Here is a 12,927-nt window from a genome sequence, read left to right on the forward strand (position 1 = left end):
AATCGCGACTGCTGCCGCGATTGATTTTTTAGTCACACTTAAGCAGTGGGTCCCGCCGTTTTTAACCGCTGGGGCACCGCCAAAGGGTGCGCGTGTTCTGTTGGTAGATGAATCACAAAACTGGTGAGGGCATCGTCGGATTCGACGTAAATATACCCACCGTGTAGGGCCACGATGCTTTGCGCAATCGCTAAGCCTAACCCCGTCCCGCCAGTTTCCTTGGACCGCGATTCCTCGACGCGGTAGAACCGCTCGAAAATCAGGGCTAAGGATTCCTTGGGGATCTTCGGCCCATCGTTGGTCACGCGGACCTCCAGCTCGGCCTCGGAGACGCGGCGCGCCACCAGATTGATGTGCTTACCACCATCCCCGTACTTCAGGGCGTTACTGACCAAGTTGTTGAAGATGCGGACCAACTTCTCGGGATCGGCCTCCATCATCAATGGCGTCTCGCCCACATCGGCACCGATCGCCATGCCCTTCTTCTGGGCCTCCAGTTCGAAGCTGGCCGCCAGCTGTTCCAGCATGGCGCCCAAGTCGATCTTAGTCAGACTCAGGGGCGTATCGGTCTGACGTACCTTGGTGTACTCGAACAGATCGTCGACCAGCGACTTCATCTGCTTGGACTTGAGAAAGGCCGTGTGGGTGTACTTAAGCAGGTCGGTCTCCGAATTGTACTGCTTGTCCTCAATCAAGCCGAGGTACCCGATGATCGAGGTCAGCGGCGTGCGAATATCGTGGCTGACGTTGGTAATCAACTCGTCCTTGGACTTCTCGATCGCCCGTTCCTCGTCCATCGAATGAATGACCGAATCGACCAACGCGTTAACCGAATCGACCACCCGTTGCACGTCCCCACTGACCCGAAACGGGATGCGGTGGTCGAAGTGCCCGTTGGCGATGTAGTGCAACTCTTCAATAATATGGTGCAACTGCATTTGCTTGTAGCGGCGAATCAAGCGCCACCACACCACCAACGCATCACCAATCATCATCAGGCCAATGAAGAGGTTCTCCCAACTCCACAATTGGTAGTGATGGGGACCTAACACCACGGAGCGTTTAATGATGAAGATCCCGTCGCGCAGTCCGGGATTACTCTCGATGGCCTGAACGATCAAAACTAAGAGCGCCAAATTCAGCATGAGCAGCAGAATTACCGTGACGACGCCTTCCATAAAGAGGGCGCTTTTCTCACGGGTCGTGAGCTTCATGCTGGTGGGGTTAGTGGGATTCAATCTTGTACCCCACGCCCCAGACCGTTTGAATTACCTTTTCGCCGTTCGTGGCCTCTTCGATCTTATCGCGCAAGTGACTCACGTGAACCATCACGGTCTTGGCGGACACGATACTTTCTTGACGCCAGACCCGCTCGAAGATCTCATCGGCCGAGAAAACCCGGTTGGGGTGACTCGCTAATAGGTAGAGAATTCCAAATTCCAACGCGGTCAACGAGACGGTCTTACCGGTGATTGTCTTGACCTCGTGGGAGTCCTTGTTAATGGTCAGCGTCCCAATGTCTAAGACGTCGGGACTATCGTCGGTCACTTGGTCCTGGCTCCGCCGCAACAGCGACTTGACCCGGGCCATGACTTCCAGCGGGTTGAACGGCTTGGTGACGTAATCGTCCGCCCCGGTGATCAGGCCCTGAATCTTATCCATGTCGCCGGTCTTGGCCGACAAGATCAGAATCGGGATCTGCGAGTCTTTTCGGACTTCCTTGATGACTTCAATCCCACTCATCTCGGGCATCATCACGTCTAAGATCATTAGTGCAATATCGGGCGTGGTGTGTAACTTGGTGAGGGCTTCCTTACCATTATATGCGGTCAAGGGCTCGTAGCCTTCGTTTTTAATGTAGATTTCGAGTAATTGGGCGATTTCTTTATCGTCGTCGACAACTAAAATTTTCATCTTCACGTTCTCCTTCACAATAACCGCCCACTTACGAGCAGTCAGTTTCGGCATTTAAGCTTAGTGTACCAAAAATTCTTCCGGCAATCCGGCTTGGCCCGGAACCTTTACTCAGGCGTAAGGCAATTTAACAGTTCTTAATTTTACACTAATTACCCCCGTCTAGCCACCGCCGCCCCTTTTCTGACCCAGCACTTGTTCGGGGGCGCTATCAATCGTCAAAACTGGTCAAAAAATCTTTAGCCCCCTAAACCGGCCCCCGGCCAAAACCGTCACCCGCCGGTCACAACCGGACGAAAAATCGCACACTCCTTGGACCAATTTACCCTTATCTGGCGATAAACCACCGCAAAACGTTCGTTATTTTTTTAATCGTCTTTTTTATGGTGATCCTTAAATTCAAGACTCCCCTAAACCTTTTGGGGGAGTCTGGTTTGGATTGGATTTTAAACAATCTAAATTTGTATAGCAAACAACCGGTTTTTGGTTTTGACCACAAACCCTTATCTGTAACTATTTCTAAGGGTCTAAAGGGTCATTTTTAATGGTTTATACCCACTTCATAAAAATTGTCCCCTCGAAACTATCTACAGTCAACTAGGTGTGTGAACAAATCAATTCGATTTCAAGGCATACTAGCATTGTTCAAAGGGATAAGGAATTTAGAAAATCAAAACATTCGGAATTTTAGAAAGTGGGTTAAACATCATGTTTAAGCAAATCATCAAACAAATCGCTATCGTCTCCGCAACCTTTGCTTTAGCCTTCACCACGTTAGGTGGGTCGGTTAACGCCGCTGAAAATGCCAAGACGCCTACCTGGGGTGCTTGGAAGACCACGACGATCACCTACAAGACCGATGTTTCCTCCAAGTACTACAAGGGTGTTTGGAAGAACGCTGTGAAGTCCTGGAACAAGGTTGGCGTTGTTGAATTAGTTCCTGCCAAGAGCGGTGAAAAGGCCGACATTACGTTGACTTCCTCCAACAGCTTGAAGACTAAGGGTGATGATTTAGCCGGTTACACCAACTACGCTTACTACCAGAAGAGCGATAGCAACCAGATTGTTTCCGCTACCTCGACGTTAAACAAGAAGTTACTGAACAAGTACAACTACACCAAGACTCAACGGACCAACGTGGCAACTCACGAAATTGGCCACGCCTTAGGCTTAAGCCACTCCAAGTCCGAAGCCAGTGTGATGTACGCCAGCGAACGGTACGCATCCATTGAACAACAAGACAAGGTTGCCTTACAACAAGCCTACAACAACTAAGCTTCTTCCCACTTTCTAAAATCCCGAATGTGAACCCCCGTCAGGACCGAATGCCTGCCGGGGGTTTTAATTTACCTATTTTTTCAAAAATGCAAAAAAGCACCAGCTCCGGGCTAAACCCGTGAGCTGGTGCTGGTAGTTAGTTTTATTTGTAGTTAGGTGCGGCCTTGGTGATCTGAACGTCGTGCGGGTGAGATTCCCGTAAGCCGGCGTTAGAAATCTTAACGAATTGGGCGTTATCGATCAGCGCTTGAATGTTCGCACTGCCCGTGTAGCCCATCCCGGAACGTAGACCCCCGATCATCTGGAAGATGATGTCGTTAACGCTCCCCTTGTAAGCCACGCGGGCTTCGATACCTTCGGGCACCAACTTGTTGGCTTCATTGACACTACCTTGGAAGTAGCGGTCTTTGGAGCCCTTTTCCATGGCGGCTAAACTGCCCATGCCCCGGTAGGACTTGTACTTCTTCCCACCATCTTCGATGACGTCGCCAGGCGCTTCATCGGTCCCGGCAAACATGGACCCAAACATCACGGCGTTTCCGCCGGCGGCCATGGCCTTGACGATGTCGCCGGAGTACTTCATGCCCCCGTCAGCGATGATGGGTTTGCCAAATTCACGAGCGACGTTAGCGGCATCGTAAACGGCCGTAATTTGCGGCACCCCGACACCGGCAACCACCCGCGTGGTGCAGATAGAACCAGGGCCGATACCGACCTTAACCACGTCGACGCCGGCTTCGAACAGTGCCCGGGTCCCTTCACCCGTAGCGACGTTCCCCGCGATTAACGTGGCGTCCGGTAACTCTTCACGAATCTGAGCGACCTTCCGCAGCACCCCGGCGGAGTGACCGTGGGCCGTATCGATGATAATCGCGTCGGCCCCGGCGTCTAGCAGCGCGTGAGCCCGTTCGAACGTATCGGACGTGACCCCCACGGCAGCGGCCACCAGCAAGTGGTTGTTGGCGTCCACGGCGGCGTTAGGGTGCTGAGCGGCATCGTTTTCGATGGCCTTAACGTCAGCGACCATCTGGGCCTGCTTCGCGGTGGTCATGTTCTTGTGAATGACTCCCAACCCACCGTTGTAGGCCATGGCCGTGGCCATCTTGGTCTCGGTGACCGTATCCATCGAGGCACTTAAGAACGGGATATTCAACTTTAAATTCGGGGCTAATTGGACACTCAAATCGACTTCGTCCGGCAAAACGTGACTTTCCGCGGGAATTAACAGTACATCATCAAACGTGATTCCTTCTTTAGCAAACTTCGTGTCCCAATTAGACATAATAGTTGATCGCTCCTCTGTGATTTAGTCTCAGGCTCGGTTAGGAATCCTGGGAGATATTGTTCTCTAATGTACCAGCCAAACCTTGGTCGGTCAAGGTTTCTCATCGAACTTTCATGGTTTTTCATGAAAATGGGGCAGTTCTCCATATTTTCACTGGAAGTTCCCCCACCTTTGGCCTGACCAGCTTCCCCGCGTCGCTTCGGTAGTTGGGCACTAACGCTCAGGTCGGCGTCTCCAGCGGATGACGAGTCCGAGTCCGCCGAGCCAGACCACCAACGATACCCAGCCGCTTACCCGTTGGCTGACCGTCGGGTGGTAGCGGTAAGTCACCCGGTTAATCCCCCGCCGCAGCTGCACGGCGATGACCCGGGTGGCGTCTAACCAGAAATCCTGGGGACGGCCGTTCACCCACACGCGGTCATCGTAAAAGTAAATCACCGGTAATCTCACGATGCGCGCCGTGCGACTCCGGATACGGTAGCTCACACCCAACGGTTGCACCCGCCGCGACACCACGTGCAGTCCACTTGGTCGTTGACCGTTCGGCTGGGTGTTCATAACCGCCACGGACTTGGTACGAATGGCCGCCATGGTTGGCGTGGCCGCGGCCGGTAGGTAATCGGCATCCTGGTCAACAGCTTGTTGGGTTGCCGCGTGATAGGTCGTGGCCGTGACGATTTTCGGGCCGGTCGCGACTTGTCGATAGAGCCGTTGATTAGCGGTCAGACTAAGGCTCACCACGATGACCGTCACCCCAACCAGAAGCCCTAGTTGTTCTCGTAACCGGCTAGGACGTCCCAGTTGCACCATGCCCTGTGCGCCCGCTAAGGCGATGAAGAAGGTTGCCAGGGTCAAGCAGCGCCAGGGAAATTGCAGCATTCCCAGTGGACCTTGTAGGAGCCGCCAGGGGAACCATCGGGTCGCCAACCAGACGTTGACCCAGCCCAGAATCAGGAAATAGCGATCGATGCTGCGCAGTCGGCGCCAAGCCAACACGGCCACCAGACTGGCCAACAGGAGACTTAGTCCTAAGCCCACATGGTCCGACGTGACCCGATTTTGAAGCGTATCGCGTAAGAATTGCCCCGGTTGGAGCGCACTTTGAGCCAACTGATAGCGCATGACGCCTAAGGACGGCGACCGGTAGAGCTGTTCAGCCAACGGGACCAGAAACGTCGCCGCCAGGAGGACCGTCGCCCCACCAGCCAGGACGAGGTGCCCCAGTCGGGCCTTTAAGCGGTCGCGGCGCAGGCCCCACAAGCCCAACATGCCCAAGATGGCCAAGCTGCACAGGACCACCGACAGCACGTGGGTTAAAGCCACTAACGCCATGCCAATGGCCAACCAGAACCATTGCCGATCATCCCCGGCAATCAGGCAGTAGGCCCCATAAATCACCAAGGGCAGTACCGCGAGCACCAGCCCCTCGGCTAACGCGCCCCGCACGAAGAAGTCCAATAGCCGGTACTGGGCAAACCCATAGATGACGGCTAACACGGCCCCGGCCAGCCGACTGTCCAACAACCGCCGACCGACCCAGGCCGTGAGTTCCAGCGTCAAGTCGGTCACCAGTCCTAAGAAGAGGTAGTAGGCGGTCACCCCGTTCACCACCAAGTGGAGCCAGGCGGCCGGCAGTAACGTCACGGCCGGGTAGAACAGGTTGATGGGATACCCCCACTCGCTAAAGGCCCCGGTGGTCACCGGCGGCACCGCCCACCACCGACCGGTCGTCGCGATGTAGTGGGTTAACCCCTGCAGGCGGTTCAAGTGAAATTGCAGGTCGTCGCCAAGATACAGCCGACCGGAGAAGGCCCAGGGCAGTAACCAGATTAGGCTGAGTCCTAGAAACGCCAAGCTTTCTAGCAGCCGCCAGTGTCGCGCTCCCCAGCGGCTCATTGGTCCACCTTGCGCTGGAAGAGCCAGTACGTCACGTTAGTGCTCTCAAAGATTTGACTGTGCTTGGCCACTAAGCGGTAATGGCGGTACAAGGGACCGGCCAACGTCGCCGTCCCCGGATTGAGGTTCCCCGCCGTGATCCGACCGTCGTTACCCACGTACCCCCGCCAATTCCGGACGGAGCGCCCGTGCGGCGTGTTCAGGACCACCCACCCCACGCGCTGGTGCTTGATGGCACTGACCTGCTCCCGTAAGATTTGGGGCGCGGCGGCCTGCGGAATGTTGTAGTTTTGGAAATAATACAACGAAGGCACAGCCCCCGCCGCCGTATAAAAGCCCATGTCGATCGACCCGTAATTCAGTAGGGTTAACCGGTGGTGCTGCGGAGTCCGGGCACGCATTAGACGCCCAAATTCAACCTGTGCGGGCTGTTGTGGGACCTTCGTTTGACGTTCGGTAATCGACGAATTATTGGGAAAGAGCCGCGACTTGGTGACGTTACCGTTCACCCCCAACACCAGAAACAGGCTGAGAATCATCACGGCCACGATGCTAAACGGGTCCTCCAAGCGAGGAAGTTGAACCCGATCAAAAAATAGTTTGGCGAAGTAAATCAGCGGCAGCACGAAGAACGCAAAGTAGATTAATTGGTAGTATTGGTAGACCGTGTCCGTCTGATAGCCGTACAGCGCTAGCAAATCGGTCGTCACGAAGACCAGTAGATAGAGGGCCTTGGTGAAGGGCTGTTGGAGTAAGTCCGTCTGAAAAATCAGCACGAAGGTTCCCAGGATGCCCAAGATGAAGAAGAGGACGTCGCCCATGTAAAACTGGGCCAATAAGACCACCGACTGAATGAGATTGGAGAAGACCGAGACCGACGACGTGAGGTAGACGTGCGTGTTAAACAGGATGTAAACGTTAATGAAGTCGCCTAACGCCCCGTGGGCCAGGAAGTACACCAGCCAGGGCACCGTGGTCAGCAAAAAGCCGCCACCACTCCAGAGAACCAGTCTCCCCAAGTGACGCCACTGCCGATGTGCTAGCAGATACCCGCCTAAAATCAGGTAAAAGGCGATCCAGCCCCCCAATAACGTGTATTTCGAGAGGAAGACCAGACCCACGAAGGCCCCTTGGAGGGCGAACCAGACGGGCGACACCCGTGCGCCCTTGCGATCGAGTAACACGATCAAGTAGACCAGAGACAATAACAACGGGATCGTAAAGAATTCCACGGTATCGCCGTAGTCAAAGTACGGGTGGTAGAGGAAAAGGACCGGCGATAATAGCGCCGTCAAAAACGCCGTTAGCGGCGTCATTCGTAAGCGGAGGGCCAAGTGATGCACCAAGATCATGGCCGCGGCTAAGGTGAGAATTTCCCCCACAAAAATGAGTAGAAAACTGCGGTTCGAGACCAGGTAGGCTAACCCGTGCCAGAAGTACACGTAGGGTCCCTTTTGCTCGAAAATGTCTTTGTATGGGACGATGCCGTGCATCATGGCCTTACCGACCGTGAAGAAGGCGTTGTTGTCGGGTGAAACGTCAAAGTAATAGGCCGGTGACGTGTAGGAACAAAACGCCATTAAAAAGGCCCCCACGATGGCCAACAGGTAGTCGTACTGCGCCGCGTGGCTGCTCAAAACTCGTTTAAGGTGTGTCAAAAATACTCTCCCCTATCCATCAGATGTCGTGCCAACGGGTCATGACCGCGGCTGGGTGCCGTCAAGCCACAAAAAAAGCGCGGTCAGTCTGACCACGCTCCTGTCGTGCTCGGTTTAGGCGTTAACCCTTACTTAGCAATCTTAACCGTAACGGTGTAAGTCTTGTAACCCTTTTGTGCAACGGAAGCCTTGAAGGTCTTACCCTTGTGCAACTTCTTAGCTTGCTTCTTGGTCAACTTAACCGTGAACTTACCGTTCTTCTTAACGCTGTACTTCTTAACGGTTTGCTTCTTGCTGTTCTTCAACGTTACCTTGGAACCCTTGCGGCCCTTGTTGAAGACAACCTTCTTAGCGTTCTTCCGGTACTTCTTGGCTAACTTGATGCGCTTCTTCGTGGCAACTTTCTTAGCCTTCTTGGTAGCCTTCTTCTTAGTAACGGCCTTCTTGACCACACTAGAAGAGGTTGCGCCAGAAGCGGAGCCACTAGTTGCAACGGCATTGCTGCCGGCGGCGTTAGCCGTCGTCGCGATCGTGCCGGCTAAAGTGAAGACAGCCACTAGCCCTAAAACATAACCGAAAATCTTTTTCATGAAATTTTCCCCCTACAGAAAAATATGTAATTTAGACCCCTCAATTATCGCTAATTTAATGATCCGTTTTTCATTCTAGTTTTCTCAATCACTAGTGTCAAGGGGACATTTTTTAATTAACGAGTTATTTCTATCCTCAATTATTAGAATTATCGGAGAGGTGAGTTTTTCGCGGCATGACAAGCTTTCAGCCTTAATTACCCGGCAATGAAATCATCACCAATCCTTAATCCTAGCATTAGTTAATGCCCAACGGTTTGATTCCCTAAAAAAGATCGTTCTTGATTGAACGATCCCTGCAACCGGTTCAGTCCTAGGCATCCAGTTGCCGTTGACGTCGATACCACCGCCAGCCACCGGTTCCAAGCAAGCCGATCCAGGCTAACGCCGTCAGTACGCCCGTTACGGTTTGCACGGTCGTCTTGCGGTACTCATAACGAATCTGACTGGTCCCCGCGTTCACCCGAATGTGCACCACACCGTTGCCATCGAGCGTCGGCGTCTGTTCGTGCCCGTTCACGTAGACGTGATATCCGTAGTAGTCCAGCTGCGGCAACTTGATGTTTTGCGCAGTCGTACTGCGTAACGTGTAGACTAGGCCGTTAGCAACCGGCCGAACCCCTAATTGTTGCAACGAAGCGGGCTGTTGCCCGTTAGGTTGGGTATTCATTACCGGAATTGAATGCGTCCGGACCGCCGCCATGGAGACGAGACCCCGTTGGGCCACGTAATCGGTCGTGGTGTCCTGCGTGGCATTTGCCAAGTAGGTTGCATTGGTGACAACCTTCGCGTTCGTCGGTCCCACTGACCGATAAAGGGTCGTGCTGGCGCTAAAGGATAAGCCCACGACAATCACCGTCACCGCAGCCACCACGGTTAACCCGCGTTGAAAGGTCGTCGTCCGGGTAATCACCATGATGGCGCGAGCGCCAACCAAGGCCAGTGGAAAGTCGGCCAAGGCCAAGAACCGCCACGGAAATTGGATACTCCCCAGCAGGCCTTGAAGCAACGGCCACGGAAACAGGTTTGTCGCCAGTAACACGAAGATGCCACCCAGTACCAGACAATAGTGATCGAACGGCCGTAACCGCCGCCAGACGACGATCGCCAATCCGCTAGTGACCAGTAGCAAGATCCCAAAGTTAATGGCGTTAGAGGCTACGGCATCGTTCAGTGAATTCCACAGTAAGTCGCCGAGGTGCGTGGCACTATCGGCCAAGGTATACTGGGCAATTCCCAGCTTTCCTATGTGCTGCAGCTGTTCGATTAGCGGTCCCAGAAAGCTTAGCGATAGCAACGCCGCCGTGCCCGCAGCAGCCCCTAACCGCAGTGCCCGCGCGGAAATCTCGCGGCGCCGCAAGCCCCAAAAGCTCAGCATAATGACCACCCCAACGCTGCTCAAGACCAGGGAGACCACGTGCGTCAACGCAATCAGGGCCATCCCCACGGCCAACCAATACCACTTCCGGTAATCCCCGGCCGCGATGCTGTAAGTCCCGTAGAAAATCAGGGGCAGAAAGGCAAAAACAATCCCTTCGGCCAACGAGCCGCGCACGAAGAAATCCAAGAAACGGTACTGGGCAAAGCTATAGATGACGGCGGCTAGGAAGGCCTCGGCGTGATTGGGTAACAACCGGTCAGCTACCTGGGCGGCAATCCAGAGGGTCACCACGTTCAACAGAACCAAGAAAAGGTAATAGCCGCTGATGCCACTAGCGAGGTTTTGCAACCAGGCAGCCGGCAACAACGCGGCGGCCGGGTAGAACAGGTTAATGGGATACCCCCAGCCACTAAAGGCCGTGGTCGAAACGGCCGGAATCTGCCACCAGTGACCACTGAGTTGCATGTCGCGAGCCAGCCCCTGAATGCGATTCAGGTGAAACCCCAGATCGTCTCCCAGGTAGAGCTTGCCAGAAAAGCCCCAGGGCAAAATCCAAATGACGCTCAGGACCACAAAACTAAGCAGTTCTAGCTGCCACCGATATTTTGTCACCATTCGTCGAATTAGTTGCATCATACTACCAGACTCCCCCAACCACTAACGTTTCACGGTCACGAACGCTATTCCTTACGTTGGAATAACCAGTAGGTGACGTTCATGTTTTCAAAACTCTGCGTATGCTGGGCCACGTACCGATAATTGCGGTACAGGACCTTACTGATCTGCGCCGTCCCCGGATTCAGGTTGCCATCCGTAATCTGGCCCGGCTTATAGGCGAGGCCCTTCCAGGCTTGCGGTGACTTCCCCGCCGGCGTGTTAAAGACCACCCACTCCACTTGCTTATGCCGAATTGCGTTGACCTGCGAGTCGATAATCGTCGGGTCGCTGCGTACCGGAATGTTGTAATTCTGGAAGTAATACTGGTTAGGCACGGCCCCAGAAGCCGTGTAAAAGCCCATGTCGATCGACCCGTAATTCAACAACGTAAGGTTCTTCCCCGTGGACTTCGCCCGCATCAGATCACCAAACTCGGTCTGCGCCGGCAATTGTGGTACCTTGGTGTGCCGGTTCGTCACCGACGCGTTATTGGGGAACAACCGTGAACTCGTAAAGTTATTATTGACTCCCAGAACCAGGAACAGGCTGACTAGGATGGTGGCCAGAATGGTCAGGGCATCGTCGTCACTTTGAATGGTCTGCCGGTCAAAGAAGAACTTGCAGAAGTAGATGAACGGCAACACGAAGAACGGAAAGTAAACCAGTTGATAGTACTGGAAGACGTTGCCACTACTATAGCCGTACAGGGCCAAAATGTCGTTAGCCAAAAAGACCACCAGATACAGGCTTTTGGCGAAAGCGCCCTTCAAGATATCCGTGCGAAAGGTAATCGCCAACGTCCCCAGTAAGCCCAACACGAAGAAAACGACGCCGGACAAGAAGAACTGGGACAGCAGACTGGTCGATTGTACCAGGTTGGCGAAGAACGACACGGACGACGTCAGGTACACGTGCGTGTTAAAGAAGAAGTAGACGTAAATAAAGCTCTTGAGGCCGTGGACCGTGGCAAAGTAGAGCACCCACGGCACCGTCGCTAGTAAGAACCCCGCCCCGCTCCATAGCACTAGGCGTTTGAGGACGGCCCAATTCCGCTGACGCAGTAAGGTAATCCCCATGAAGAGATAAAAGGCAATCCAGCCGCCTAAGAGCGTGTATTTCGAGAAGAACTCGATCCCGACAAATAGCCCCTGCGCAAAGAACCACCAGGGACTGACCTGGAAGTGGTGGTCCACCAGTAACATGATCAGATAAATCAACGACAGGATGAAGGGCAACGCGAAGAACTCCGCCGTATCCCCGTAATCGTAGTACGGGTGGTAGAGGAATAACGCCGGTGAAAGAATGCCGACCAATAAAGCCTGTGGCGTGGTCAACACCCGCTTAGCAATCCGGTACGTCAAGTACATCGAGGCAATTAACGTTGCCGACTCGTAGACGTAAATAAACACAAAGCTCCGGTGCGAAACCAGGTACGCGATGATGTGTAGGAGGTAGATGTAGGGGCCCTTCTGTTCGAAAATATCCTTATACAGTACCTGACCATGCGCCATGGCCTTGCCCACCGTAAAAAAGGCGTTATTATCCGGCGAATAATCGAAATAAAACGCCGGTGACGTGTACGAACAAATCAACATAATAAAGAATCCCAGTAACGTGAATAACGTCAGATATTGGAATTCCCGGTTATTCAACTGTGCTTTCAGCTTAGCCAACACGCGCGATCACCCATTCTCTCCCTGAGTTTCGATCCTCATCGGTGGTGCGCGGTGTTGCACCACCATTCGGTTCGCATTATGGGGCAGCCCGTTGGTGGCTTCAACAATTTTAGCGTGAAAGCGGGGCGATCACTCGATCACCTTACAATTAATTTTGTGATGGCTCCCCCGCTACCGTATACTTCACGGTGACTGCCGGGCACCGGGTGATCAGTGCCGTGACGTAGAACGGTCCGGTGGTCACCGCCGAAAACTGGCGCTTGGAGAGCGGGATGGTCAACTTCCCCGACTGGGTCACGGTACACACGCGAATCACCCGCTGGTGCTGATCGCGCAAGACAACCGTCATCCCCCGGCGAGCGTGGTGAAACCGCAACTGCCGTTTTCGCGGCCGGATCGCCCTTAGTCGTAAAGTCGGACTCACCGACTGTGGCGCTAACGGTTCGACCGGGGTCACCGGTAAGTGTTTTTTTCGCGGAACAATCACAATGGTCTCTGCGTCCATCGCGGATGTTACCCGCGGCGTGGTCATCTGAATCAGTTCTCCCAATATTAATGCCTCCTGACAAAAATCTCTGATGTACGCTGATTA

At 53.8% G+C, this 12,927-nt stretch carries 10 protein-coding genes; 1 reads left to right on the forward strand and 9 read right to left on the reverse strand.

The genetic code is table 11. The features are described 5' to 3' along the window. Nucleotides 1-38: 38 nt before the first annotated feature. The gene (locus tag RI501_RS11235; RefSeq protein ID WP_313823234.1) at nt 39-1,214 is read right to left on the reverse strand and encodes a sensor histidine kinase; all 1,176 of its coding nucleotides are present in this window, start codon (nt 1,212-1,214) and stop codon (nt 39-41) included. A gap of 10 nt (nt 1,215-1,224) precedes the next feature. Beyond that, entirely contained in the window at nt 1,225-1,914 is a 690-nt protein-coding gene (croR, locus tag RI501_RS11240) for a response regulator transcription factor CroR (RefSeq protein WP_313822634.1), read from the reverse strand. 708 nt (nt 1,915-2,622) lie between these two features. Here croR and RI501_RS11245 point away from each other — a divergent pair. After that, entirely contained in the window at nt 2,623-3,189 is a 567-nt protein-coding gene (locus RI501_RS11245; RefSeq protein WP_313822637.1) for a matrixin family metalloprotease, read from the forward strand. 145 nt (nt 3,190-3,334) lie between these two features. On the opposite strand, the gene guaB is transcribed toward RI501_RS11245, so the two are convergent. The 7 genes from guaB to RI501_RS11280 form a co-directional block, all read right to left on the reverse strand. Next, the gene (gene guaB, locus RI501_RS11250; RefSeq protein WP_313822639.1) at nt 3,335-4,474 is read right to left on the reverse strand and encodes an IMP dehydrogenase; all 1,140 of its coding nucleotides are present in this window, start codon (nt 4,472-4,474) and stop codon (nt 3,335-3,337) included. Between the two features lie 216 nt (nt 4,475-4,690). Continuing rightward, on the reverse strand, nt 4,691-6,373 hold the full coding sequence (locus RI501_RS11255; RefSeq protein WP_313822640.1) for a 6-pyruvoyl-tetrahydropterin synthase-related protein: 1,683 nt from the start codon (nt 6,371-6,373) through the stop codon (nt 4,691-4,693). Next, nucleotides 6,370-8,031, reverse strand: a complete 1,662-nt coding sequence (locus RI501_RS11260; RefSeq protein WP_313822641.1) for an ArnT family glycosyltransferase — start codon at nt 8,029-8,031, stop codon at nt 6,370-6,372. The genes RI501_RS11255 and RI501_RS11260 overlap by 4 nt, the downstream gene beginning before the upstream one ends. 128 nt (nt 8,032-8,159) lie before the next feature. After that, complete coding sequence (locus tag RI501_RS11265; protein ID WP_313822643.1) at nt 8,160-8,621, reverse strand: hypothetical protein; 462 nt, start codon at nt 8,619-8,621, stop codon at nt 8,160-8,162. Nucleotides 8,622-8,934: 313 nt separating this feature from the next. Further along, entirely contained in the window at nt 8,935-10,638 is a 1,704-nt protein-coding gene (locus tag RI501_RS11270) for a hypothetical protein (protein WP_313822645.1), read from the reverse strand. Between the two features lie 44 nt (nt 10,639-10,682). Next, on the reverse strand, nt 10,683-12,335 hold the full coding sequence (locus RI501_RS11275; protein ID WP_313822647.1) for an ArnT family glycosyltransferase: 1,653 nt from the start codon (nt 12,333-12,335) through the stop codon (nt 10,683-10,685). Between the two features lie 148 nt (nt 12,336-12,483). Then, nucleotides 12,484-12,885, reverse strand: a complete 402-nt coding sequence (locus tag RI501_RS11280; RefSeq protein WP_313822649.1) for a hypothetical protein — start codon at nt 12,883-12,885, stop codon at nt 12,484-12,486. Between the last annotated feature and the right edge of the window lie 42 nt (nt 12,886-12,927).

The sequence above is a fragment of the Levilactobacillus zymae genome, assembly GCF_032190635.1.
GTDB classification, from domain to species: Bacteria; Bacillota; Bacilli; order Lactobacillales; family Lactobacillaceae; genus Levilactobacillus; species Levilactobacillus zymae_A.